Here is a 22,998-nt window from a genome sequence, read left to right on the forward strand (position 1 = left end):
TGCGCCTCTCCTTCCGATTCGGCGGACGACGGCCTGTCGTCCAGGGTCCGAACCATGATCATTGGCACCTGCGCGCCCGTAAACAAATGACAAAGGTTGGGGAACTAATAGTCATGCCGACGAACGGATGGCTCATCGGTTCGCGGGATGTCCGCGCACTGTGGGCGAATGCGTTGTTGCAGCGCGCCATCAATGCAAGAGCGATGCCGCCTCGTGGCGATGCCCGCGCCATTCATAGCCGATCACCGTCACCACGGGCGCGAGCATCAGCACGCACAGGCACGCCGTCATGTCGACGCCCGACATCGCGGCGCCCACGGCCGCCACCATCACTGCGACGGTTGCGATGAGCAACCACAGGTGGAACGGGTCGAAGCGGCGCACGAGGTAGTAGTACAGCCCGTAGATCGCGAGCAGGAACACGGCGACGGGAATCGCAGTCGCCAGCAATGTCGCGACCGCGCCGATGTGCGCTTCGTGCTGCAGGTAATACGCGGCGACATGCAAGCCGGCGCCGGTGGCGACGATGCTCGCGATGATCAGCAGTTGCGTGTGCGCCCAGGTGAACCCGCGGCGACGGTGGTGGTGCAGTACGTAACCCGAGGGGAGGATGTAGTACGTCCACCACATCGCGAACGTCAGCCCCACGCCCGCCACGCACACCAGCGCCGTATCGAGCGTCCAGCCGTGCACGTCGACGACGGCGGACAACGACGCGACCGTGCCGACGATCCCCTCCCCCATCGCGATGATCGCGAACAGGCTGTAACGCTCGGCGACGTGGTGCGCGTGCCAGGGCGTGCCGTCGTGCAGATGCTCGGCCAACCACGGCAGCAGCAGTTCGAGGCCCGCGAGCGCGACGATCGCCGCGAACGTCGCCACCGGCGGGAACGACGCGAAGATCATCGCGAACCATCCCGCCTGCGCGACCGAGATGCCGATTGCGTACAGCAGGCAAGTGGCGCGCCGCGATGGATCCTGCCGCGCGGCGCGCAGCCACTGGAACACCATCGCCATCCGCATGATGACGTAGCCGAGCACCATGATCCCGATGTCGATGCGTCCGTCGTCGACTTCCAGCGACGCGAACATCCGCGGCAACCCGAGCGCGAACACCAGCACGCCGCTCATCTGCGCCATCGTCGCGAGGCGGAACACCCAATCGTCCGTGTCGTAGGCCGAGGCGAACCAGGTGAAGTTGCTCCACGCCAGGCAGATCGCGAAGGACGCGAAGCCGAAGCCCAGCAATCCGTTGCCGACGTGCCCTTCCGCGATCGCATGCGCGAGCTGCGATGCCGCCAGGCCGAATGCGATGACGAACGTCAGGTCGAACAACAATTCCAGCGGCGTGGCGACGCGATGCGGCTCGCCCGGGTCACGGCCCCGCATGGGCTTGTAGTGATGGTGCAGGTGGTCGGCGTCGATGACGTCGCTCATGGCGTCGCCGCGCCGCTGATGAAATCGAGTGTCGGCACCGTCCATTGCTTGCGCGGCAGATAGAACGCCCCGTGCGACTTGCCCGTGTCGATGACGATCTCCTCGAACGAGGTCGGCTTCTCCGCCTTCTCCGCGATCGGCTTGCACGAATACGGCGACAGCGTGTCGGACTTCTCGCGGATCGACAGCACGCGCCCGGTGAAGCGCACCTGCGGCTCGTCGTCGCGCCAGCAGGCGGCGAGCAGCACGAAGCGCACGTCGGGCCGGCGCAGGAAACTCGACACGCGCATCGCGATCGCCCCGCCCTTGGAGAACCCGACGACGGCGATGTGATCCTCCGGCACGCCCGCCGCGATCAGCGCCTCGATCTGACCGACCACGCCGCCGGCGAACGCGATGTACGCGGTGTCCTTCGGCCGCTGCTGCGAGATCACCACGGCGCCGCGCAAAGCGAGCGACTCGAGCACGGCCGGCCAGTCGTACACACCAAAGCGATCATCGACCGGCCGCGGCGCGCCCTTCTCTTCCACGATCTTGCCGTGGAGGTAGATGACGTAGTGCTTCGTGGGGTCGGGCTTGGCCGGCGGCGCGGTGAGTATCTCCGCCGCGGTGGCGGCGCCCATCGACATCAACAACGCGACTGCGAGTGCGAAGAGCCGGAGCATGGCGGACTCCCGTGCGGGCCCCTAGCGTAACCCGACAGCGCACCGACCCAGGCCGGCTGCCGCACCTCCCGCCGCGCCCCGCTCCCCGGCAACCCCGTGCGCTTCTCCATCCACCGCTCGACCCACCGCATCCCCTGCGCCTGCGACCCGCACCGCGCCTGCAACACCGCCATGCGCCACTGGATCTGCGTATGCCACTTCCCGTTGCGATCGCGCATGACCATCGCGATGCAACCGGCGTTCCACAACAGATGCGCCGATCCCTCCTGCAACAACCAGCGACAAGCCGGCGGCAACGGGCGGGACGGCGCGATGTAACGGAAGGTCATGCGACGTGAGCGTACGCGCGTGCGTCGCGCGGGATGCGAATGCGTCAGCCCGAATTCGCGAGGTTCGCGATCGTCGCCTGCATGATCGCGATCGTCTTCGATTCACCGCCGCGCACGCCGATCACTTCCGACGTGCAGACGGTCAACGTGCGACCCGCCTTGACGACCTTGCCGATGGCGACGAATTCATCGGCCACCGCCGGGCGAAGCAGGTTGACCTTGAACTCCGCGGTGAGCACGTCGGAACCATCCGGCGCCATCGTCAGCGCGGCGTAACCGCACGCACTGTCGAGGATCGCCGTCAGCGCGCCGGCGTGAACGAAGCCGTTCTGTTGCGAGATCTCCGGCGAGGGCGCCATCGCGATTCGCACCTCGCCCGGTTCGATCGACACCAGGCGCGCGCCGAGGTGCTGCATCAAGCCTTGGGCGGCGAAGGAGTCGGAGACGATCTTTTGGATGTCGCGCATTGACCGATCCTATCGCGCATCAGCGGCCATCGCATCGGTAGTAGTACATGATCGGATCGCGGCGCAGGCGCCAGTTGGTCCATGCGCCCACGATTGCCAGCGCACTGCCGGCGATGAACGGTGCGAGCGCGAGATAGCGCAGCATCGTGAGGATATTCGCGGCGCCCGGGCCCGCGGATGCCGCGAACGTCGCGATGCAGAACTGCGCGATGCCCGCCGCGACCAAGACCAACACGCCGGACCACAACTGCCTATCCGCGCGCCGCATCGTGCGGCGTTGCCATGCGTGGAAATTGGGCATCCCGTCTCTCCTGGTGGAAAGGCGGCAAGATGCAAATGGAATGTCTCACCGATTGCGATCCGATCCTTCCGTCGTGGCCGGGATAGACGGCAAGCGAACGCACGTCGTGCACCTCCTTCGAGCAGAAGAACCTTGCGCCGCGGATCGGCGCAAGGTTGTCGGGAGGTTGAAAGGCCGCCAACAGTCAACGGTGGACGTATTTCCCTTTGCGGGGTGTTGCATTGAGTCCCCTCCCGACGGAGGGGATACGCATTTGGCGCAGTCCCTGGCGCCGACTGTTGGCGGAGCTTTCAAACTCCGGAACGAATCGTGCCTATGCGTGCCCATGCGGCGATATCAGCGAATGCCGCGATCGCGTGTCGGAAAACTCCTAATCACGTATCGCCGCGCCCGCGGCGAGCGGCTGTCAGCCGGACTTCGCCATGTGCTCGGCGGCCTTGCGGCTGCGCGCCACGCGGTCGACGGCGTGCTGGAGGTCTTCCCCTACCCCGGCAAGTGCATCCGGAATCGGCCGGTGGCCCGGTTCGGCGGGAATGGGCCGCGGATCGCATTCAGCGGCAAAGTCCACCAGCATCTTGCCGACGTTGTACGTCGCATAGATCTCGGCATCCGGCCCGAACTCCCGCGCGGTATTCACGATCGCCCCCGCCACGCCGCCGAAGATTCCCAGGAAATGCCGCGCACTGGTGCTGTTGGCCAGCAGGTGCGGCATGGAATCGCGCAGGTCGCGCAGGTTGAGGTCGAGGAAATCCTTGCTCTTCATCCGTGTTCGCTTCCGAGTTCGTGGATCCCCTGTCGCGAGCGTACTCCCCACTCCCGCAGACAGATTCGTGCGGAAGGGTGAAGCGTTCACGGAAGGCGCCGGGGTGGCCCGGGGAATGGCGCCTTCGTAGGGGGTAACGCGGATGGGTGGCGGGACCGGACCGCCGGGCGGTCGGGATTGCCGCTTCAGTGCACGCAGATCAGGCACCCGCGTTCTTGGTGACCGGAACGAATTCCCTCATCGCTGCCACGGCGGCGTCCACGTTGACGGTGCAGGCGGCGCTGCCGGTGCGGCCGCTTGTTCCGCAGCGCCCGTTGCGGCGCTCGCGGTGGTGTCTTCCGTCGGCCGATCCTTGCGCCACACGTGCGCGTCCATGCCATGCCCGTCGCCACTACATTCCAGCAAATATTCGCCGCCGGCCTGCGCGTCGACGGTCAGGTCGAATGTGCCGACGAACATGCCGTTGCAGCGCAATCGCACGAGGTACTTGCCTTGACGCACGCGCACGGCAGCGAACTTGCTCACGTTGGCGGCGCCAGCGACGTCGTAACCCTGCGAGATCACGATCAACTCGGCCATGCGTCGGGGCCCATGAAGATCCGCCTTGCCGTCGAGGATTTGAATTTCCTTTCCGAGCTCAACGCCGTGCGGATGATCGCGGTTTCGGATGCGGGCGTGGTCGCATCGACTTGATAGTCGAACGTGCCTTTCGGCTTCCCCCACGCAGTTGCGAACAGCAAGGCCGCCACGGCGGCCAGCTTGGCGGATCGGTGCATTGGTGCCCCCCCTGATGGACCTGCGAATCATAGCGACGTGCTGGCGGATAGAACCGGGCGCGGGGGATCACCGGCTGGTTTAAAACCAACGCATCCGCGTATTGAATTCGTCATAACCCGTCCCGCATCGCAGTCGACCAGACGATTCGCGAAAAGTGGACAACAAAGGGAGAGTTGACGTATCGAAATCCTGCCCCTGGGCTGGGTCAGCCCGCGCCCACCACGCCGCGGACGGAATAAAGGGGTTCGAGCAACCACTCGTACAGCCGTCGCCGCTCGCTCAGGATGTCGGCCTCCAGCACCATCCCGGCCCGCAGCGGCTCTGGTTTCCCGTATGCGGTCACCGTTTGCGCGTCGAGTTCGACGAGCACGCGGTAGACGGGTTCACTGTCGGAGTTGGTCGGCGCCACCACGCTGCGCGAGACGCGTACCACGCGCCCGCTGTAATGACCGAACTTCTGATACGGATAGGCCTGGTAACGCAGCAGCACCGCACTGCCCGGCTCGATAAAGCCGATCGCGCGGCTAGGCACAAGCAGCTGCGCCTGCAGGCGTGAACCTTGTGGCAGCAGCGTCAGCAGCGGTTGGCCGGCCTGCACCGCCTGCCCCGGCTCAACCAGCCGATTGGCGACGAGCCCGCCCACCGGTGCCTTGACCAGCATCGCCCCGCCCGCCTCTTGCTGCACTCGCTCCTGCTGCAGCTGCGCGAGGTCGCGTTGTGTCGCGGCCTCTTTGGCATGACGCTGGGCGGGCAACTCCTGCAGCGCTTGCTCCATCTGCATGATGCCGCGGCGGATCGTGGTGGCCTCGCGTTCCAGCGCCTGCTGTTGATCGACTAGGTCCAGCACCGCCTGCGCCTGTTGATCTAGCTGCGCTTGACTCACGTACTGATCCGCGGCGATGCGCGCATACCGCGCGGTCGTTACGCGCCCCAGCCGCACCTGCTCACGCCGCGTCGCAATCGCGGCCTCGGTCTGGTGCAACTGCTTGTGCGCGGCGGCGAGTTGCCGATGTGTACCCGCCTGCTGCGCGTCGAGCTGGGCGCGCTGCGCCGCGCCCAATGCCGCCACGCTCTCTTGGCGTGCCGCCAGTCCGTCGCGCAATGTGGCGAGCGCGTCCTCGCCGTGCGCCAGAGCGCGGGGGATGGACAGCCGCAGCAAGGGCGCGGCGTCTACAATCGGATCCCCTTCCTGCGGGATCACTTCAGCCACCACGCCGCTGGCGGGCGCGGTCACCGTCGCGAGACCTAGGCTCGGCACGAGCTGGCCCACGACCCGCGAGCGACGGCTGTAGCCACCGAAGAGCAGGAACGCCACGACCGCCAGCGCCGCGACCACCGCGACCAGCGTCAACGTCCACATTCGCAACGGTTGGGCGAGCGTGATGCCGCCGAGTTGCGCGCTGCCCTTTGCCTCCAGCACTTCACGGCGGAACAAGTCGTGCGTCATGCCGGCCGCTTTCGGCGCGCCTGCCGGTGTGCTTGCTCTGGTATCGAAAGGGTCTCGGCGGCCGCCTCCGCTTGCTGGTTGTCCCGCGGATGCCGCTCCTTCATGCCTGTCATGCGGTCGCGACCTCGGGCGATGGCGCGTGCGCGTTCGGCCGCACCTCCTGCACGATCCGCCCGCCGTGCATCACCAGAACGCGGTCGGCGCTCGCGATGGTTTCCGGGCGGTGCGCGATGATGATCCGAGTGATCTTGAGCGCGCGCACCGCATCGTTCACCCGACGCTCGCGCTCGACGTCGAGATGGCTGGTCGCCTCGTCGAGGAACAGAAAGCGCGGCTGGCGATAGAGCGCCCTCGCCAGGATCACTCGCTGCTTCTGCCCGCCCGACAGTGTGGTGCCCATGTCGCCAATCAGGCTGTGATAGCCCATCGGCAATGACACGATGTCGTCGTGGACTGCGGCGAGCCGAGCGGCCTCTTCGACTCGTGCCAGATCATAGCCGTCCTCGCCGAAGGCGATGTTCTCGGCGACACTGCCGGCAAACAGCTTGTCGTCTTGCATCACAGCGCCCACCCGCTCCCGGTAGTGCCGGGTTCCGAGCCGACTGAGCTCGCGGCCATCGACGGTGATGCGGCCCTCGGTCGCCGGCAGCAGCCCCAGCAGCAGCTTGACCAGCGTGGTCTTGCCGCAACCCGACGCGCCGACGATCGCCACCGATTCGCCCTCCTCGACGGTGAAGCTGCAGCCCTTGAGTACACACGTCTCGCCATCGGCGTAGCGAAAGCCCAGGCCGTCGACAGTCAGGCTTCCGCCGGTCAGTTCCGCTGTCGGTGCCGCCCCCTGCTCCGCCTCGGGCTCGGCGAGCAAAATGTCTCCCAGTCGCTCGCCGTGCAGGCGCAACATGCGGAACTCGATCCACTTGTCGATGAGCCCCGACACCGACCGGCGAACTGGTCCTTGTACGCGAGGTACGCCACCAGCATGCCCACCGAGAACACGTTCTCAAGCGCGAGCGTGGCGCCAATCCAGACCACGGCGATGCGTTCGAGGCCGAACACCAACTGGCTCGCGGCGCTGAAGCCCAGGCCCAGCTTGGCCAGCCCTACCTCGCGATTCACCGTGTCGTGCATCAGCGTGGCATAGGTCGAACGCCGCACCGGCTCACCGCCGGCGACCTTGATGGACTGGATGCCACGGATGGATTCGAGCAGGTGCGATTGCTGTTTGGCCGCCGCCCCCAGTTGCTGCTCAGTGCCGTCGCGCAGAGGGCGGTATGCGAGCGCCCGTAGGCCGAGGTACAGCCCAACCGCCAACAGCGTCACCAGCGCGAGCTCGGCGCTATAGAGCAGCATCATGCCGAGCGTCACCACCGCCATCAAGCCGTCAATCAACGACTCGACGAAGCTGGTGGTGAGCGTCTTCTGGATGGCCTGCACCGCGCCCATGCGCGAGGTGACGTCTCCCAAATGCCGCTTCTCAAAAAAGTCGAGCGGCAGGCGCAGCAGGTGGGCGAACACGTTGCTCATCCACTGCAGCCCAAGGCGCGTGGAAAGGTAGACCACCGTCCAGCCGCGCAGGAGGCTGATGGCGACCTGCAGCAGCAGCGCAAGCCCAAAGCCCAGCCCGAGCACGGTCAGCAGTTCGCGATCGGCGGCGACCAGCACCTGGTCGACCACCCACTGCATGAAAAACGGCGCCATCAGGAGAAACGCCTGCAGTGCGAGCGAGAGCAGCAGCACGAGCGCGAGCGAGCGCCACAAACCCGACACGCGGCCGGTCAGCTGACGCATCGAAATCGACGGGGGTGCTTTCTGCGGCCGGAACTCAGCGGTGGGCGTCAGCTCCAGCGCGATGCCGGTGAAGTGCTTGGACACGTCGGCGCGCGACAGCACGCGGCGGCCTAGCGAAGGGTCGAGGATCGTGATGCGATCGCCCGCGACCTGCGCCAGGACCACGTAGTGGTTCAGGTCCCAATGCAGCACACACGGCGTCGTGAGCTTGGACAGATCGTCAAGGTCCAGACGTAGCGGACGCCCCTGCAACCCCAAATCACCCGCAATGGCGATCAGGCGCTTGAGCGACGCGCCCTTGAGTGACAACGGGAAGCGGCGGCGCAGTTCGCGCAGGCCGACCGCATTGCCGTGGTGCGCGGCAGCAATAGCGAGGCACACCAAGCCACATTCCGAAGATTCGGACTGGACAATGACTTCCATGCCCTATCTCACTTCAGACGCGGTTCGTTGCGGCGTACCTCGGCTTTCTTGCGCTTCAGCGCGCAGACTTTTCTGCCTCGCCGCTCTTGATGGCATCGACCACTCGAGCCAAGGTCGCAACAATCGCCGCGAGCGAGACGAACGGCCACAGATGGTTGCTCGACGACACAAGCAGCACCGTCAAGCAGAACATGCAGATGACGTAGGACCTTTGATTCAAACGATGCATCTTCACTTTCGAATCTCCAACTGGGCTGCATCAAACATCTCGTCAACCGCCAATCAACAGCACTGACGAATGAGCGTAGCGACAAAGCTGCTGCTGGGGGCGACGCCCCCAACAGTGGCCCAGTCACCAGAGTAGGTGTCCGATGATCGCGCCATGCAGGCCGCCACTAACCGCACCAGCGAGGGCACCGATGGGCCCGCCGCACAAAAAACCAATTGCCGCGCCAGCGGTGACTCCTGCGGCGAAGCCCTCTGTGGTGCCCATGTGGGCACCGTCGATCTGATCGATTTCGTGGAGTGAAAGTTCACGCATGCGTTTGCTCCTTTGGTTGACAGCTAGTTTGTTAGCAACTCAAAGCAAATACAGGCCGACGCCAATGATTCCGCCAGCGAGCGCACCAATCGCCGCACCCGGAGCATTCGCGATGAGTGCCCCTGCGAATCCGCCTGCACCAGCACCTGTGAGGAATGCGGTGCCCACCCCTTCACCTCCCACCATCTCAATTTCTTCGAACGTCAGGTCGCGCATTCTTCGATCACGAAAAGAGCCCCAGGTATGCAGTCGTCGCGCTCAGCTGATTGATGCATTGCAACGCTGCCTCGTTCTGTACGAACTGGCCGATCAGTTCAGCCGAGCCCAGCTGATCATGTGACAGCACTCGGAACCAGAAGAAAGGTCTGGAGGTCCGGAGGAAACTCTCGAAAGGTTTGCATACTGGCCAAGAGTCTGTGTAGTGCACTTCCAACCGATGGTGAGACTAGAAAAGAAGGAAAACGCCAGGGACTGATGCATCGATAAAGGCCCATGAGAGTTGGTGCCCGACTTGTGTCCCAACCCCGAAACGGGTTCACGTCGCCCCATCCAAACAATCGGGGAGAGACTTGACTGGGCAGTGATCGCGCAATGGAATTAGACATCGCTGCCAGGCTCAACGCGTTTCTGGTGGTCGAGCAACGGCAGGATTTCAATTGACGCGTGTTAGGTCGCGATCGACGTCCATCAATATGGCGCGCCAAGTGGTACGTGCACGAGTGATGCTGATTTCGTAGGGAAGGCACCTACCGGGCAATAGATGACGCACCCTCTTGCACCAATAAAAAATGGGCCCGCCCGGAAGCGCGCCCATTCTTGTCGCTAGATAACGCTAAATTTGGTCGGGGTAGCCGGATTCGAACCGACGACCACCAGTCCCCCAGACTGGTGCGCTACCAGGCTGCGCTATACCCCGGGTAGGTTGGCGATTATAGAGGAACCTCGCGAGCTGTGCCGTACGCCGCCTCAGCGACGCAGCAGCACCAGGATCTCTTCGAGCTCCATCCGCACTTGCTTGATGATCTGCGTGCTCAGCGCGCTTTCCTGCTTCGCGCCCTCGCCTTCCAGCCGGAGGCGGGCGCCGCCGATGGTGTAGCCCTGTTCGTACAGCAGGCCACGGATCTGGCGGACCATCAGCACGTCATGGCGCTGGTAATAGCGGCGGTTACCGCGACGCTTGACGGGTTTCAGGCTCGGGAATTCGGTTTCCCAGTAGCGCAGGACGTGCGGTTTGACGTCGCACAGCTCGCTGACTTCACCGATGGTGAAGTAGCGCTTGGCGGGGATCGGCGGGAGTTCCTTGTTGCTGCCCGGATCAAGCATTACCGGCTCCCGTGTATGCCTCGACGCGTTCCTTCAGTTTCTGGCCCGGGCGGAAGGTCACCACCGTGCGCGCGGAGATCGGAATCTCCTCGCCGGTCTTCGGGTTGCGGCCCGGGCGTTGGTTCTTGCGGCGCAGGTCGAAGTTGCCGAAGCCGGACAGCTTGACCTGGCGGCCGTGTTCGAGCGCTTCGCGGAGCGCGTCGAAGAACGCGTCGACGAATTCCTTCGCCTCGCGTTTGTTCAGGCCGACTTCGTCGAACAACCGCTCGGCCATTTCCGCTTTGGTCAGTGCCATCTCGTCCCCCTGACGATTCAGCTGCGGATCGCGGCGTGGTGTTGGGCCTGCAGTGCCGAGACCACCTCGGTCACCACGTGCTCCACGTCGCGGTCGGTCAGGGTGCGCGATTCATCTTGGAGAATCAAGCCCATAGCGAGACTCTTGAATCCCGATTCGACGCCCGCGCCACTGTAGCGGTCGAACAGCAGCAAGTCCCGCAAAATCACGCCTGCGGCCGCTTTCACGGTGGCCTGGACATCGGCCCAGCGCACGGTTTCGGGGACGACGAACGCAAGGTCGCGCCGGACGGACGGGTACTTCGACAGGACCGCGGCGCGCGGAATGTTGCGGGCCAGCATCGGGTCCAGGTCGAGCTCGAAGGCGACCACCTCCACGGGGAGGTCGAGCGTCTTCGCCAGGCGCGGGTGCAGCTGGCCGATCCAGCCGATTCGGTCTTCGCCTTCTTCCGTCTGGCGGTACACATCGGCCGAGCGGCCGGGGTGGCCGTGGGCGGCGGTGCCGGGTTTGAACGTCAGTTGCGCGCCGGAGAGGAGCGCCAGCGATTCCAGGTCGCCCTTGAGGTCGTGGAAGTCGACGTTGCGGGTTTTCTCGCTCCACTGTTCGGTGGTAACGGCTCCGCAGGCCACGGCCGCGATGCGATTGGTCTCCAGCGGCGCGCCGCCGGTGTTCGAATGGAACACCCGCCCGAGTTCGAACAGCCGCACGCGCGTCTGCTGGCGCGCGGCGTTGCGCGCGAGCGCGGCGACGAGGCCGGGCAGAAGTTGCGTGCGCATCACGCCCAGTTCGGCGCTCAGCGGGTTGGCGAGCGGGACGGCGTTGTCGGTGGCATGCCACGTGGCGAGCAGGCTTTCATCGACAAACGCGTAGTTCACCGCTTCCAGGTAATCGCGCGTGGCCAGGTGCCGGCGCACGGTGCCCTCTTCCACCTTCGTTTCCGTCGGCGCGGCCAGGCGCGTGCCGCCGCCGGGGAGCGTCGCGGGGATGTTGTCGTAGCCGAAGACGCGCGCGATTTCTTCGATGAGGTCTTCTTCGATCGCGATGTCGAAGCGGCGCGTCGGCGGCAGGACGTTCCAGCCGTCGTGCGTCGGCACGACAGCCAGGCCCAGCGCGTGGAGGATGCGTTGCACTTCGGTGTCGCTCACCGTCGTGCCGAGCACGCGTGCGAGGCGCGCGCGGCGCAGCGGGACGTATTGCGGTTGCGGCAGGTGTTCGGGCAGGACGGCTTCGGTCACCGGGCCGGGGGCGCCGCCGGCGATTTCGACGATCAGCCGCGTGGCGATTTCGATCGCCTGGCGCGGGAGGTCGGGGTCGACCCCGCGTTCGAAACGATGGCCGGCATCGGTGTGCAAGCCGAGGCGGCGGCCGCGGCCGATGATGGCGCTCGGCACCCAATGCGCGGCTTCGAGGAAGACGTTGCGCGTGGTGTCGGTCACGCGCGTATCGAACCCGCCCATGATGCCGCCCAGCGCCACCGCGCGGTCGTTGTCGGCGACGACCAGGAACTGGTCGTCGAGCGCGACGTCGCGGCCGTCGAGGAGCTTCAGCGATTCATTGGCGCGCGCACGGCGCACGCTGATCGGGCCCTTCAGGAGATCACGGTCGAACGCGTGCATCGGCTGGCCGATCTCGAGCATCACGTACTGCGTGACGTCGACGAGCAGGCTGATCGGGCGGATACCGCTGCGGCGCAGGCGCTCGGCCATCCAGATCGGCGTGTGCACGTTGGCGTCGACGCCTTCGATCACGCGGCCGACGAAACGCGGCACGTCCGCGCCCGCATCGAGGTTGATCGCCATCGCCGCGTCGTTGAGCGCGGGCATGGGCGTGGCGTCGAACGGCACGACTTCGCTGCCGAAGGCGGCGGCGACGTCGTACGCGATGCCGCGCACGCTGAAGCAGTCGGCGCGGTTCGGCGTGAGCTTGAGTTCGAAGCGCGCGTCGGGCAGGCCGAGGTATTCAGCGAGCGGTGCGCCGACCGGCGCGTCATGCGGGAGTTCGAGCAGGCCGGAGGCGTCGGCGTCCAGGCCGAGTTCCTTCGCCGAGCAGAGCATGCCGTTGGAATCGACACCGCGCAGCTTGGCGACCCTGATCGTCAGCGTGCCGACCTGCGTGCCGATGGTGGCCAGCGGCGCGACGAGGTTCGGGCGCGCGTTGGGTGCGCCGCAGACGATCTGCTGCAGCGCTCCGGTACCGATGTCGACCTTGCAGACCTGCAGCTTGTCGGCTTCGGGGTGCTTGGCGCATTCGACGATGCGCGCGACGACGACGCCATCGAGCTTCTCGCCGATCACTTCCATCTCCTCGACTTCGAGGCCGATGGCGGTCAGCGTGGCCGACAGTTGCTCGCGCGTCGCGTCGGTGCGCACGTGTTGGCGGAGCCAGTTCTCGGGGAACTTCATTCCATTGACCTCAGGCGAACTGGCGCAGGAAGCGCACGTCGTTGTCGAAGAAGCTGCGCAGGTCGTCGACGCCGTAGCGCAGCATCGCGAAGCGCTCGACACCCAGGCCGAACGCGAAACCGGTATGGCGCTCCGGGTCGATGCCCACGTTGCGCAGCACGTTCGGATGGACCATGCCGCAGCCGAGCACTTCGAGCCACTTCGTCGTGCCGTCGGCCTGGTGCCAGGCGATGTCGACTTCGGCCGAGGGCTCGGTGAAGGGGAAGTAGCTCGGGCGGAAGCGCATTTCGAAATCGCGCTCGAAGAACGCGCGGACGAATTCGGCCAGGGTGCCCTTCAGGTCGGCAAAACTCGCGTGTTCGTCGACGAGCAGGCCTTCGACCTGGTGGAACATCGGCGTGTGCGTCTGGTCGCTGTCGCTGCGATACACCTTGCCGGCGGCGATCATGCGCAGCGGCGGCTTGACGTCCTTCATGTAGCGCACCTGCACGCCGCTGGTGTGCGTGCGCAGCAGGCGGCCGTCGCCGAAGTAGAACGTGTCGTGCATCGCGCGCGCCGGATGGTGCGGCGGGAAGTTCAGCGCTTCGAAGTTGTGCCAGTCGTCTTCGATCTCGGGGCCGTGCGCGAGCTCGTAGCCCAGGCGGCCGAAGATCTCCGCGATGCGTTCCAGCGTGCGCGACACCGGGTGCAGGCCGCCGCGCGCGGCATCGCGGCCGGGCAGCGTGACGTCGACGGATTCGGTGGCGAGCTTGTGTTCGAGGGCGGCTTCGTCCAGCGCATTCTTGCGCGCGGACAGTGCGTCGCCGATGGCATCGCGGGCGCGGTTGATCGCCTCGCCTGCGGCCTTGCGTGCGTCGGGCGGCAACGTGCCGAGCGCCTTGAGTTGGGTCGTGACACTGCCCTGTTTGCCGAGCAGGCCCACGCGCAGCGCTTCGAGTGCATCGGGCGCGTTGGCGCCGGCGATGTCGCTCAGGGCCTGCTGCAACAGCGAATCGATTCCGTCCATCGGGATCCTTTCGAACTGGACAATCCGAAACAAAAAAGGGGGAAGGACTTGCGCCCTTCCCCCTGCGTTGCTTTCCATCGAAAGCCGCGCAAGGGGCGCGGCTCTCGTTGGTGATGCGTTACGCCGCGAGCGCGCTCTTCGCCTTTTCGGCCAGCGCCGCAAAACCCACCGCGTCGTGCACGGCGATGTCCGCCAGCACCTTGCGGTCGAGGGTGATGCCGGCCTTCAGCAGGCCGTTCATGAAGCGGCTGTAGCTCATGCCGTTGATGCGGGCCGCGGCATTGATGCGCGTGATCCACAGCGAACGGAAATTGCGCTTCTTCTGCTTGCGACCGATGTACGCGTACTGCAGGGCCTTCGTGACCGCCTGCTTGGCGACGCGGAAGACCTTACGACGGGCGTGGTAGTAGCCCTTCGCCTGCTTCAGGATTTTCTTGTGCCGACGGCGGGCCGTCACACCACGTTTGACTCGTGCCATTGTTCAGCCCTCCTCAGAGATACGGCAGCATGCGGTCCAGACGGCCCGCGTCTTCGGCACGAACGTGGTTCGTCTGACGAAGGTTGCGCTTCCGCTTGGTCGCTTTCTTGGTGAGGATGTGGCTCTTGTTGGCGTGGCCGCACTTGTACTTGCCGGAAGCGGTCTTCCGGAAGCGCTTGGCCGCCGCCCGATTGGTCTTGATCTTGGGCATTGGGTTGTCCTTGCGAAATCTTGTCACTGGCCCGGGCGGTGGCCTCAGCCACGCTTTCCGTCCTGCCCTTGCCGGTCGTAAGCCTTTGATTCTTCTGAATCAAGGCGGGTCCATGGTCTTGCAAAACAACAGCCCCGGCGGACCGGGGCTGCGCATTATGCCGGGCCGCGAGGCCCAAAACAATGATTTTTCTCAGGTTTTCTTCTTGGGCGCGATCATCATGACCATCTGCCGGCCTTCCAGGCGCGGCCGCGATTCGATGACGATGTCTTCGCCCAGGTCGGTCTCGATCCGCTTGGCCATCTGCTGGCCGAGTTCCTGGTGGCTCATTTCGCGGCCACGGAAGCGGATGTTGACCTTGATCTTGTCGCCTTCCTCAAGGAAGCGGCGCATGTTGCGCAGCTTGATCTGGTAGTCGCCTTCGTCGGTGACGGGGCGGAACTTCACTTCCTTGATTTCGACCTGCTTCTGCTTCTTCTTGGCAGCCGCGGCCTTCTTCTGCGTCTCGAACTTGAACTTGCCGAAGTCCATGATCCGGCACACCGGCGGATCCGCGTTGGGCTGGATCTCGACGAGGTCGAGGCCTTCGTCTTCGGCCATCCGCAGGGCTTCGTCGCGCGTGAGCACGCCGACCATTTCGCCGTCGCTGCCGATCACGCGTACGCGCGGCACGCGGATTTCGCTGTTCTTTCGATTCTGCTTTTCGGGGGTGCTGATGTCGCAATCTCCGTGGAGTATCGAGCCGCGCGGCAGTGGGGTGCCGCGCGGGCCTTGTGTCTGACGCTACTGCGATTCGCGCAAGCGCTGCGCGAAGTCGGCGATGGACATGGTCCCCAGGTCCTCGCCACTGCGCGTGCGCACCGCGACTGCGCCATTTTCCTTCTCGCGGTCGCCGACCACGAGCAGGTACGGCACGCGCTGCAGCGTGTGCTCGCGGATCTTATAGCCGATCTTCTCGTTCCGCAAATCAGCGTCGACCCGGAAGCCTTGATTCGTAAGGGTTTTCCGAACCTCGGCCACCCAGTCGGCCTGCGCGTCGGTGATATTCATGACCACCGCCTGCACCGGGGCCAGCCAGGCCGGGAAATGGCCGGCGTGGTGCTCGATCAGGATGCCGATGAAGCGCTCCATCGAGCCGACGATCGCCCGGTGCAGCATCACCGGGTGGCGGCGCTGGCTGTGCTCGTCGACGTACTCGGCGCCGAGGCGGCCGGGCATCATGAAATCGACCTGCATCGTGCCCAGCTGCCAGGTGCGGCCGATGGCGTCCTTGAGGTGGTATTCGATCTTCGGGCCGTAGAAGGCGCCCTCGCCCGGCAGCTCCTGCCATTCCACGCCGGCGGCGCGCAGCGCCGAGCGCAGGGCCTCTTCGGCCTTGTCCCACGTGGCGTCATCGCCGAGGCGCGGTTCCGGGCGCAGCGCGATCTTCAGCTGCACGTCCTGGAAGCCGAAGCGGGCATAGACGTCCATCGCCTGCTGGTGGAAGGCGGTGACTTCGGCTTCGATCTGGTCTTCGGTGCAGAAGATATGCCCGTCGTCCTGCGTGAAGCCGCGCACGCGCAGGATGCCGTGCAGCGCGCCCGACGGCTCGTTGCGGTGGCACGCGCCGAACTCGCCGTAACGGATCGGCAGGTCGCGGTAGCTGTGCAGGCCGGAGTTGAACACCTGGACGTGGCCCGGGCAGTTCATCGGCTTGACCGCGTACGTGCGCTTCTCCGATTCGGTGAAGAACATGTTGTCCTTGTAGTTGTCCCAGTGGCCGGAACGCTTCCACAAGGACACGTCGAGGATCTGCGGGCAACGCACCTCCTGGTAGCCGGACTCGCGGTACACCTTGCGCATGTACTGCTCGACGACCTGCCAGATCGACCAGCCCTTCGGATGCCAGAACACCAGGCCCGGCGCTTCTTCCTGCAGGTGGAACAGGTCCTGCTGCTTGGCGATCTTGCGGTGGTCGCGCTTCTCGGCTTCCTCCAACTGCAACAGGTAGGCCTTGAGGTCCTTGTCGTTGAGCCAGGCGGTGCCGTAGATGCGGCTGAGCATCGCGTTGTTGTGGTCGCCGCGCCAATACGCGCCGGCCACCTTCATCAGCTTGAAGGCGCGCAGTTTTTCCGTCGACGGCACGTGCGGGCCGCGGCACAGGTCGGTGAACTCGCCCTGCGAATACAGCGAGAGGGCTTCGTCCGACGGAATCGATTCGATGATCTCCGCCTTGTAGTTTTCGCCCATGCCGCGGAAGAACTGCACCGCTTCGTCGCGCGATTTGACGCTGCGCGAAACGGGCTGCGCTTCCTTCACGATCTTCTGCATTTCCGCCTCGATGGCGGGCAGGTCGTCGGGCGTGAACGGACGCTCGTAGGCGAAGTCGTAGTAGAAGCCGTTGTCGATCACCGGGCCGATGGTGACCTGCGCGCCGGGATACAGGCGCTGCACGGCCTGCGCGAGCAGGTGCGCCGTGGAATGGCGCAGCACGTCGAGCGCGTCGGGATGCTTGTCGGTGACGATCTCCAGCGCGGCGTCGCGGTCGATGCGGTAGCTGGTGTCGACCAGCTTGCCATCGACCTTGCCCGCGAGCGCCGCCTTCGCCAGGCCCGCGCCGATGGAGGCTGCGATCTCGCCGACGGTGACCGGATGGTCGAAATTGCGGACGCTGCCGTCGGGCAGCGTGATCGCGACGGGAGTTTGGACTTCTGCGTTCATTGCGTGGGCACCAGGAATAAAAAAAGCGCCCGAGGGCGCCTGCTGTCGCTGCGACTCGGGAAAGGTCAGGGTTGGCTGCGCGTAGTGTTCATGTCGCACGCTCGGCCGGCGTTGCCGCGGGCCACCTCTTCCGTCTTCTCGTCGCGATCTTATCGTGTTTGGTGCCCCACGCCGGAAGCGTGGTGGGCGGTACAGGGTTCGAACCTGTGACCCCTACCATGTCAAGGTAGTGCTCTACCGCTGAGCTAACCGCCCGAATCGCCCCACCCGGCCAGTCCGGCCGAACGGGGCTGCGCAGTTTAACGAAGGTGCTGCGCTGCGACAACCGCTCATTGGGCGGATTTCGCGCCCGGTCCGCCGGTCCTGCGGTCGTCATCGCCGATCCACGTGCGCTTGGTCGCCGTGGACGCAGTGGCGCCGGTGACTTGGTCGACCACGAAATCGAAGTAGCGCGCCGGGTCGGGCCTCGTATTGCCCGGCGGCAGCGCGAGCGTGATCGTCGCGTACTCCGCGCCGGGCTGGATGCGGCCCTGCCCGGTGCCGGCGACGTAATGCGTGCCGGCCTTCGCCGTGCCATCAAGCGTGCGCCATCGGAAGTTGACGCCTTGCGCGCCGGCGGGTTCGGACAGCTCGACGTAGATCGGGAACGACGTCGTGCCTTCGGGCACCGTATCGGGGCCGGTCGCGAAGATCGTCGGCAGGTTCGACAGCACCGGGTCGAAGATTTGGTCGCGCGGGGCGAAGTCCTGCAGGTACGCCACGTACGGCTTCCAGGAGTCGCCGGCGCTGATCGTCATTTCCAGGGTCGAGCCGACAGGCACGCGCGTGATGTAGCGGAATTCCGGCGGCTGCACGAGCACGATGTCGCTGGCGACCTCCACGCCATGCGACCACGCATGCACCGACATCACCCTGCGTGTCGTCGGCGGCGTGCTGCCAGGCGCGAACTTGATCTGGCCGCTGAGCGCGTACGTGTCCAGGAACATCAGCGGCAGCGCGCGATCGCCGTGCACTTCCTGCACCAGGGCCGGCTTCATCGCCCCCCACGCGGTGCTGGGGTAATTCTCGATGCGCAGCTCGGAACCATAGGCCACGGGGATCGCGAAGGTCTGGTCGGCATTCGGCCAAAGGGTTTCCCAATAGTCGCCTTCGTCCGTGCCGTCGACGCCGTATACCTTGAGCGTCGGGTTGAGGCCCGCCGAATCGATACCCAGCGGGAACCAGAGGCGGCCGGTGATCATCGGGCGCGGATCGTCGGCGACGATGGTGAGCGTGGCGGTCGCATCGGCGATGGGCACGTTCGTGCCTGCGCGCGCAACGAGGCGCAGCAGGATCGTTTCGTCGGGTTCGATTTCGTCATCGCCGATGAGGACGATCGGCACGCCGCCCGAACGCCAGCCGGGCGACAGATACGTGGAGGCATCGGCGGGCATTCGATAATCCACGCCCTGCGTTGCCGTGCCGCCGATCACCTGCACTTCGAACGTCGCACCCTCGGCGGGCGCCGGGCCCGACAACAACACCGGCACGTAGAGTTCCAGCTCGTGGCTCGCGCGCAGTTCGACGGCTTCGACATCGCTGATCGAAACGGTGCCCTTCGTCCCGCGGAAGCCCGCGATCATCGGCGCCATCAGGTTGAGGCTGCGGACGTTGTCGCTGGCCTCCTCGATGCCGCACGGGCTGCCGCATGCGGTGCTGCCCGGGTTCGAGAAGTAACCGATGCGCGGCATGCCCTGCGGATACGCCATGACCGTGGCGAAGGCGTCGTTGCGATAACCGAACGAGAACGCATACGCGCCGTAATCCAGGTTCCCCGTCTCGGGATCCCGCGAGGTCTGGCGGTCGTGCATCGACCCCATCAGGTGCCCCAGTTCGTGCGCGAGCACATACGGACTGCATCCGCCGACGTTGACGACCGAATAGCCGTACGTCGGTGAGCCGCCCGCATTGCGGTGCATGCCCTCGCCGGTCAGCCATGCGACGCCGCACGACGGATCGCCGTCCTGGTAAGGCCGCACCAGCGTCACGAGATCGCCGGCGTAGTTGTCGCGGATCGCTTCGATGTCGCCGTATTGCTGGTTGGTCAGCGCGTCGAGGACCGGACCGTTCTGCGTGACCGCCGGCACCGTCGAAAGCAATTGCACGCGCACCGGATTGAGCGTGATGCGCGCGCCGCTGTCGCGATGCGCCTGGTTGGCGATGGCGAAGAGGTTCGCCACTTCGGCTTCCGCGTTCGCGACGCTGCCGCGCGCAGTGATCAGATCCTGCGAGTACAACGCGATGACGTCGATGCGCACGGGCGTCGTGTCGATCGGGGCTTGCGAGGCGATGGCCGAGCGCGCGATGGGCGCGGTGCGCGGTTGCGTTGTTCCGTCGGCACGGAATTTCTGCGCGGCGCTCGCGGTGCGCGCCGCTGTCGAGACGCGCGTGATCTCGGTCTTGCGACGCGGCGGGATGCGCACATCGGTGTCGCGCGACGTCGCGGCCGCCGGAACGAGGTCGCCGGCCGGCGCGATCGTGACGCGGTTGCGCGGGCCGGTGACGACGTGCAGCAGCCCGCCATCGGGCGTCGGCAATACACCGAACACGGCCGCGCCGCGGAAGGTCATCACCATCGCCTGCGGGCCCAGGCGCGTCTTCGTGCGCCCGACCACATGCCAGTTGCCGTTCGCGTCGGTGTAGTTGCGTTCGATGGCGACGGCGTAATCCGCGCCGTCGGGCAGGGACACGTGCAGCGCCCCGTCACGCACGGCGTTGCGTGCGATGGCGGCGTCGAATGCGAAGGACCGCGGCATCTCGCGCGTGGCGCCTGCGGGGATCGTCAACGTCGCACGCGCGTTCGAACCTCGCGGCGCGGACGCAACCACCTGCGCAGCGTCCTCGCCTCCGCGCCACCACGCGATGCCCGCGACCAGCGACAACGCCACGCCCGCGGACAACACCCGCATCCCTGTTTGCTTCACTGCTTCGATCCCTTCAGCGCTTCTGGCCGGGGCCGCCGAGCCGGCGGTCGTCGTCCATGATGGTGAACCGCGTGTTGGCGTTGGTGATGTTGTAGGCCGGCGATGCGGTGATCGCGACGTCGAACGCGCGCGGCGACTGCGGCGTGTCGTTGCCGATGACCTCGACGTACACGATCGCCTCGGGTGCGTCGTCCGTCAGTGTCACGTTGCCCGACGCGGCGACATAGTCCGCGCCGCTCTTCGCGCTGCCGTCGACCGTGCGCCAGGCGACGTTGATCGAACCGAAGCCCGTCGTCTGGTTCGACCGCGGCACGTACGCGATCTGTACCGGCACCTTGTACTTGCGGCCCGCACGGCCTTCGGGCAACGCACGACCGCCGCGCACGATGAGCGTGCCGCTCCATCGCAGGACCGGCGCGATGCTCCGGTCGGTGTTCACGTCGTGCAGCACGCCGTACCACGGCTGGTATTGCGAGCTCATCTCGACGTTCGCTTCGAGCGTCGCGCCCGGGTAAACCGATCGGTAGAACGTGGTGCCGACGGTGTTGTAGTCCGCTTCGGTGATCGCGCGTCCCATGTAGCTCTCGACGGTCTTCACCGTGATGAACTGCCCGGACATCAGCGTCTCGCCGGGCGCCGGTTGCATGCTGCCGAACACCACCAGGCCGTTGGGCGCCGGGATCACTTTGTATCGGTCGCGCCAGACGTCATTGAAGATCGTCGGCAGGAAGCGCGAGACGCTGGTCGACTGGAAATAGTTGCCTTCGGGCTCGCGGATTTCGAGGTTGGCGCCCGGCGCGACGGGAATGTCGAACGTGCAGCCCAGGTCCGGGAAGATGTCGTACGGCTCATCGCGCGGCCCGTCCATGCCGTAGGCGACGGCGCGCAAAGGGCAAGGGGCCGTGGGATCCGGCGACGCGGTGAGCAGCTTGCCGCGCACGTGCGGGCGCGGGTCGTCGTCGCGGATCGTCAGCACCGCGGTGTCGTCGGCGATGGGCCAACCGCTCGACGTGGTCACCTTCAGGATGATCGTCTCGTCACCTTCGACCACCGTGTCCGGCCGCACGCGGATGCGGAACAACGATTCGCTGCGGTATCCACGCGGGATCACGCCCGACATCGGGCTGGCGATTTCGTAGTCGACCATGCCCGTCGCGGTGCCGCCGACGATCTGCACGTCGTACGGCACGTCGGCGTTCATCGCGTAACCGTTGAGGCGCACGGGCATCGCGATGTACGCGTTGCCGCCCCAATCGGGTTCCCAGCCTTCGCTGTCGGAGACCGTCAGCTTGCCCGGCGCGGTGCGGAATTCGGAGACGGTGCGCCATGCGGTCGAAGGCACGCACGTTGTCCGACAGATCGGGGATGCCGCAGCGCGCGCCGCACAGCGAGGAATTCGGATCGGAGAAGCGGCCGATCCACGGTTCGTTGGCGTCGGTGTACGCCATGATCGTCGCGAACTTCGGCGCGGTGAGGCGCCGATACCCGAAGGCGTACGGATGCGAGCCGTGCGGATATTCGCCATCGACCCAATCGGTTTCGCGGTCGTGTGCCGAGCCGAGGTTGTGGCCCAGTTCGTGCGCCATCACGTGCGCGCCGCACGGCTCGGTGTTGACGACGGAGAAGCCGAACAGGTTTTCGGTTTCCGTCCCGCGATTGCCGCTGCCGCCGACCCACGCGATGCCGCAGTCGGTATACGCGGCGTTAGAGGGGCGCACGAAGGTCACGAGGTCGGCCGAATACTGGTCGCGCAACAGTTCGAGGTCGATGCCGCCCACGAGATCGGCGGTCATCTGATAGAGGACGTCGTAGTTGTCCATCGACGTCGGCACGGTGAGCTTCTGCCGGCGCACCAGCGAGAAGCGCACGCGCGAGTTGCTGTCGATGTGCGCCTGGTTCGCGGCGGCGACGAGGTTGCTCAACTCGGTCTGCACGGCGGCGTCGCTGCCGCGCAGCGCGACGAGATCGTCGGCGTAGGCGGCCATGACCGTGATCGTGACCGGCGGCAATCCGGATGCAGCGGCGGTCACGAGCGTGTTGTCGACAGGCGCCGGCGTCGATGCCGGCACCTGGACGCGTTCCTTCTGCGCGCCCGCGGTGGCGTTGCGCATCGGCAGGCCGCGCGCGGCGAGCCGCTGCGCGCGCACTGCGGCAAGGTCTTCCTTCGGCCGCGGCGCGATATCGCTCGTCAACGCCTTGCCCGGCGGGATCAAACCGCCGTCGAGCGAGGCCTGCACGCGGCCGTGGTTGGTGACGATGCGCAGCATGCGGCCGTTCGGCATCGGCAACGTGCCGAACACCGCGTTGCCGCCGAACGTGAGCACCGCCGCCTGCGGACCGACCGGCGTGTCGACGTGGCCGATCACCGACCACTGCCCGAACGCATCGGTTTCCTGGCGCTGCATCTTCACCGGGTACGTCGTGCCATCGGGCAACGTGACGCGCAGCGTGCCGTCGCGCATCGCGGCGCGCGCCATCGCGGCGTCGAGCGCGATCGGATGCGCTTCACCGACGACGTCGAACGCGCCCTGCAGCTTCAGCGCAGGTGTCGCTGCATGCGCGGACTGCACCGGCGCGATGCGCAATGGCGCATCGCCCGACTGCCACCACGCGATGCCGGCGATCAGCGATACGCCAGTGACCACCGTCCATGCGATCTTCCGTGACTGCTTCATGCGCGCT

23 protein-coding genes, 2 tRNA genes and 1 pseudogene are annotated in these 22,998 nt (G+C 65.9%); 1 reads left to right on the forward strand and 25 read right to left on the reverse strand.

Annotation, left to right across the window (positions count from 1 at the left end; all coding sequences use genetic code 11):
• Nucleotides 1–189: 189 nt before the first annotated feature.
• The 11 genes and pseudogenes from LF41_RS11800 to LF41_RS17025 form a co-directional block, all read right to left on the reverse strand.
• Nucleotides 190–1,437, reverse strand: coding sequence for a low temperature requirement protein A (locus LF41_RS11800; protein WP_084073578.1), 1,248 nt, complete (start codon nt 1,435–1,437; stop codon nt 190–192).
• Complete coding sequence (locus LF41_RS11805; protein WP_237577738.1) at nt 1,434–2,102, reverse strand: alpha/beta hydrolase; 669 nt, start codon at nt 2,100–2,102, stop codon at nt 1,434–1,436. Before LF41_RS11805 ends, LF41_RS11800 begins: the two co-directional genes overlap by 4 nt.
• Nucleotides 2,066–2,431, reverse strand: a complete 366-nt coding sequence (locus LF41_RS11810; protein WP_036169912.1) for a hypothetical protein — start codon at nt 2,429–2,431, stop codon at nt 2,066–2,068. Before LF41_RS11810 ends, LF41_RS11805 begins: the two co-directional genes overlap by 37 nt.
• A gap of 44 nt (nt 2,432–2,475) precedes the next feature.
• Complete coding sequence (locus tag LF41_RS11815) at nt 2,476–2,898, reverse strand: PaaI family thioesterase (protein ID WP_036169914.1); 423 nt, start codon at nt 2,896–2,898, stop codon at nt 2,476–2,478.
• A gap of 19 nt (nt 2,899–2,917) precedes the next feature.
• The gene (locus LF41_RS11820; RefSeq protein ID WP_036169916.1) at nt 2,918–3,199 is read right to left on the reverse strand and encodes a hypothetical protein; all 282 of its coding nucleotides are present in this window, start codon (nt 3,197–3,199) and stop codon (nt 2,918–2,920) included.
• Nucleotides 3,200–3,605: 406 nt separating this feature from the next.
• On the reverse strand, nt 3,606–3,962 hold the full coding sequence (locus LF41_RS11825; RefSeq protein ID WP_036169917.1) for a hypothetical protein: 357 nt from the start codon (nt 3,960–3,962) through the stop codon (nt 3,606–3,608).
• Between the two features lie 237 nt (nt 3,963–4,199).
• Nucleotides 4,200–4,541, reverse strand: a complete 342-nt coding sequence (locus tag LF41_RS11830; RefSeq protein ID WP_036169919.1) for a hypothetical protein — start codon at nt 4,539–4,541, stop codon at nt 4,200–4,202.
• The gene (locus LF41_RS11835) at nt 4,529–4,738 is read right to left on the reverse strand and encodes a hypothetical protein (RefSeq protein WP_036169920.1); all 210 of its coding nucleotides are present in this window, start codon (nt 4,736–4,738) and stop codon (nt 4,529–4,531) included. The genes LF41_RS11830 and LF41_RS11835 overlap by 13 nt, the downstream gene beginning before the upstream one ends.
• Nucleotides 4,739–4,944: 206 nt before the next feature.
• Nucleotides 4,945–6,186, reverse strand: coding sequence for an HlyD family secretion protein (locus tag LF41_RS11840; RefSeq protein WP_036169921.1), 1,242 nt, complete (start codon nt 6,184–6,186; stop codon nt 4,945–4,947).
• A 109-nt stretch (nt 6,187–6,295) separates the two neighbouring features.
• Nucleotides 6,296–8,397: pseudogene (locus LF41_RS11845) on the reverse strand (peptidase domain-containing ABC transporter).
• 55 nt (nt 8,398–8,452) lie between these two features.
• Entirely contained in the window at nt 8,453–8,632 is a 180-nt protein-coding gene (locus tag LF41_RS17025) for a hypothetical protein (protein WP_161786958.1), read from the reverse strand.
• Nucleotides 8,633–8,779: 147 nt separating this feature from the next.
• On the opposite strand from LF41_RS17025, the gene LF41_RS17390 reads away from it, so the two are divergent.
• Nucleotides 8,780–8,926, forward strand: coding sequence for a hypothetical protein (locus LF41_RS17390; protein WP_425599477.1), 147 nt, complete (start codon nt 8,780–8,782; stop codon nt 8,924–8,926).
• A gap of 51 nt (nt 8,927–8,977) precedes the next feature.
• On the opposite strand, the gene LF41_RS17130 is transcribed toward LF41_RS17390, so the two are convergent.
• The 14 genes from LF41_RS17130 to LF41_RS11905 form a co-directional block, all read right to left on the reverse strand.
• Nucleotides 8,978–9,154 carry a hypothetical protein gene (locus tag LF41_RS17130; protein ID WP_202594046.1) on the reverse strand — a complete coding sequence of 59 codons (177 nt, stop codon included), beginning with the start codon at nt 9,152–9,154 and terminating at the stop codon, nt 8,978–8,980.
• 623 nt (nt 9,155–9,777) lie between these two features.
• Nucleotides 9,778–9,854, reverse strand: a tRNA-Pro gene (locus LF41_RS11850).
• A 50-nt stretch (nt 9,855–9,904) separates the two neighbouring features.
• Complete coding sequence (locus LF41_RS11855; RefSeq protein WP_036169922.1) at nt 9,905–10,261, reverse strand: MerR family transcriptional regulator; 357 nt, start codon at nt 10,259–10,261, stop codon at nt 9,905–9,907.
• Nucleotides 10,254–10,556 carry an integration host factor subunit alpha gene (locus LF41_RS11860; protein ID WP_036169925.1) on the reverse strand — a complete coding sequence of 101 codons (303 nt, stop codon included), beginning with the start codon at nt 10,554–10,556 and terminating at the stop codon, nt 10,254–10,256. Before LF41_RS11860 ends, LF41_RS11855 begins: the two co-directional genes overlap by 8 nt.
• Before the next feature lie 17 nt (nt 10,557–10,573).
• Nucleotides 10,574–12,958 (reverse strand): phenylalanine--tRNA ligase subunit beta, encoded by a 2,385-nt coding sequence (pheT, locus tag LF41_RS11865; RefSeq protein ID WP_036169928.1) that lies wholly within the window; start codon nt 12,956–12,958, stop codon nt 10,574–10,576.
• A gap of 10 nt (nt 12,959–12,968) precedes the next feature.
• Nucleotides 12,969–13,964: a phenylalanine--tRNA ligase subunit alpha gene (pheS, locus tag LF41_RS11870; protein ID WP_036169930.1), complete on the reverse strand. Its 996-nt coding sequence runs from the start codon at nt 13,962–13,964 to the stop codon at nt 12,969–12,971.
• Between the two features lie 118 nt (nt 13,965–14,082).
• Complete coding sequence (rplT, locus tag LF41_RS11875) at nt 14,083–14,442, reverse strand: 50S ribosomal protein L20 (protein ID WP_036169932.1); 360 nt, start codon at nt 14,440–14,442, stop codon at nt 14,083–14,085.
• 13 nt (nt 14,443–14,455) lie between these two features.
• Nucleotides 14,456–14,653, reverse strand: coding sequence for a 50S ribosomal protein L35 (gene rpmI, locus LF41_RS11880; RefSeq protein ID WP_027083463.1), 198 nt, complete (start codon nt 14,651–14,653; stop codon nt 14,456–14,458).
• Between the two features lie 192 nt (nt 14,654–14,845).
• A complete protein-coding gene (gene infC / locus LF41_RS11885; RefSeq protein WP_237577748.1) occupies nt 14,846–15,370 on the reverse strand; it encodes a translation initiation factor IF-3 in 525 nt (174 codons plus the stop codon).
• A gap of 66 nt (nt 15,371–15,436) precedes the next feature.
• Nucleotides 15,437–17,353: a threonine--tRNA ligase gene (thrS, locus tag LF41_RS11890; protein ID WP_036169935.1), complete on the reverse strand. Its 1,917-nt coding sequence runs from the start codon at nt 17,351–17,353 to the stop codon at nt 15,437–15,439.
• A gap of 180 nt (nt 17,354–17,533) precedes the next feature.
• A tRNA-Val gene (locus tag LF41_RS11895) sits at nt 17,534–17,608 on the reverse strand.
• 74 nt (nt 17,609–17,682) lie between these two features.
• Nucleotides 17,683–20,301 carry a reprolysin-like metallopeptidase gene (locus LF41_RS11900; protein ID WP_036169937.1) on the reverse strand — a complete coding sequence of 873 codons (2,619 nt, stop codon included), beginning with the start codon at nt 20,299–20,301 and terminating at the stop codon, nt 17,683–17,685.
• 28 nt (nt 20,302–20,329) lie between these two features.
• Complete coding sequence (locus LF41_RS17275; protein WP_338037856.1) at nt 20,330–21,463, reverse strand: Calx-beta domain-containing protein; 1,134 nt, start codon at nt 21,461–21,463, stop codon at nt 20,330–20,332.
• Nucleotides 21,354–22,991 (reverse strand): M12 family metallo-peptidase, encoded by a 1,638-nt coding sequence (locus LF41_RS11905; RefSeq protein ID WP_036169939.1) that lies wholly within the window; start codon nt 22,989–22,991, stop codon nt 21,354–21,356. The genes LF41_RS17275 and LF41_RS11905 overlap by 110 nt, the downstream gene beginning before the upstream one ends.
• Nucleotides 22,992–22,998 lie beyond the last annotated feature (7 nt).

This window comes from Lysobacter dokdonensis DS-58 (assembly GCF_000770795.1).
In the GTDB taxonomy this organism is placed as follows: Bacteria; Pseudomonadota; Gammaproteobacteria; order Xanthomonadales; family Xanthomonadaceae; genus Noviluteimonas; species Noviluteimonas dokdonensis.

Excerpts from the sequence above, each read along its gene's own strand:
- LF41_RS11815 (WP_036169914.1), bottom strand. The coding sequence starts at position 2,898 with ATGCGCGACATCCAAAAGATCGTCTCCGACTCCTTCGCCGCCCAAGGC.
- LF41_RS11825 (WP_036169917.1), bottom strand. The coding sequence starts at position 3,962 with ATGAAGAGCAAGGATTTCCTCGACCTCAACCTGCGCGACCTGCGCGAT.
- LF41_RS11800 (WP_084073578.1), bottom strand. The coding sequence starts at position 1,437 with ATGAGCGACGTCATCGACGCCGACCACCTGCACCATCACTACAAGCCC.
- LF41_RS11810 (WP_036169912.1), bottom strand. The coding sequence starts at position 2,431 with ATGACCTTCCGTTACATCGCGCCGTCCCGCCCGTTGCCGCCGGCTTGT.
- pheS (WP_036169930.1), bottom strand. The coding sequence starts at position 13,964 with ATGGACGGAATCGATTCGCTGTTGCAGCAGGCCCTGAGCGACATCGCC.
- LF41_RS11805 (WP_237577738.1), bottom strand. The coding sequence starts at position 2,102 with ATGCTCCGGCTCTTCGCACTCGCAGTCGCGTTGTTGATGTCGATGGGC.
- rplT (WP_036169932.1), bottom strand. The coding sequence starts at position 14,442 with ATGGCACGAGTCAAACGTGGTGTGACGGCCCGCCGTCGGCACAAGAAA.
- LF41_RS11820 (WP_036169916.1), bottom strand. The coding sequence starts at position 3,199 with ATGCCCAATTTCCACGCATGGCAACGCCGCACGATGCGGCGCGCGGAT.
- LF41_RS11855 (WP_036169922.1), bottom strand. The coding sequence starts at position 10,261 with ATGCTTGATCCGGGCAGCAACAAGGAACTCCCGCCGATCCCCGCCAAG.
- LF41_RS17130 (WP_202594046.1), bottom strand. The coding sequence starts at position 9,154 with ATGCGCGACCTGACGTTCGAAGAAATTGAGATGGTGGGAGGTGAAGGG.
- LF41_RS11840 (WP_036169921.1), bottom strand. The coding sequence starts at position 6,186 with ATGACGCACGACTTGTTCCGCCGTGAAGTGCTGGAGGCAAAGGGCAGC.
- pheT (WP_036169928.1), bottom strand. The coding sequence starts at position 12,958 with ATGAAGTTCCCCGAGAACTGGCTCCGCCAACACGTGCGCACCGACGCG.
- LF41_RS11860 (WP_036169925.1), bottom strand. The coding sequence starts at position 10,556 with ATGGCACTGACCAAAGCGGAAATGGCCGAGCGGTTGTTCGACGAAGTC.
- thrS (WP_036169935.1), bottom strand. The coding sequence starts at position 17,353 with ATGAACGCAGAAGTCCAAACTCCCGTCGCGATCACGCTGCCCGACGGC.
- LF41_RS17390 (WP_425599477.1), top strand. The coding sequence starts at position 8,780 with ATGCAGGCCGCCACTAACCGCACCAGCGAGGGCACCGATGGGCCCGCC.
- rpmI (WP_027083463.1), bottom strand. The coding sequence starts at position 14,653 with ATGCCCAAGATCAAGACCAATCGGGCGGCGGCCAAGCGCTTCCGGAAG.
- LF41_RS17275 (WP_338037856.1), bottom strand. The coding sequence starts at position 21,463 with ATGGTCGACTACGAAATCGCCAGCCCGATGTCGGGCGTGATCCCGCGT.
- LF41_RS11900 (WP_036169937.1), bottom strand. The coding sequence starts at position 20,301 with ATGCGGGTGTTGTCCGCGGGCGTGGCGTTGTCGCTGGTCGCGGGCATC.
- LF41_RS11835 (WP_036169920.1), bottom strand. The coding sequence starts at position 4,738 with ATGCACCGATCCGCCAAGCTGGCCGCCGTGGCGGCCTTGCTGTTCGCA.
- LF41_RS11905 (WP_036169939.1), bottom strand. The coding sequence starts at position 22,991 with ATGAAGCAGTCACGGAAGATCGCATGGACGGTGGTCACTGGCGTATCG.
- LF41_RS11830 (WP_036169919.1), bottom strand. The coding sequence starts at position 4,541 with ATGGCCGAGTTGATCGTGATCTCGCAGGGTTACGACGTCGCTGGCGCC.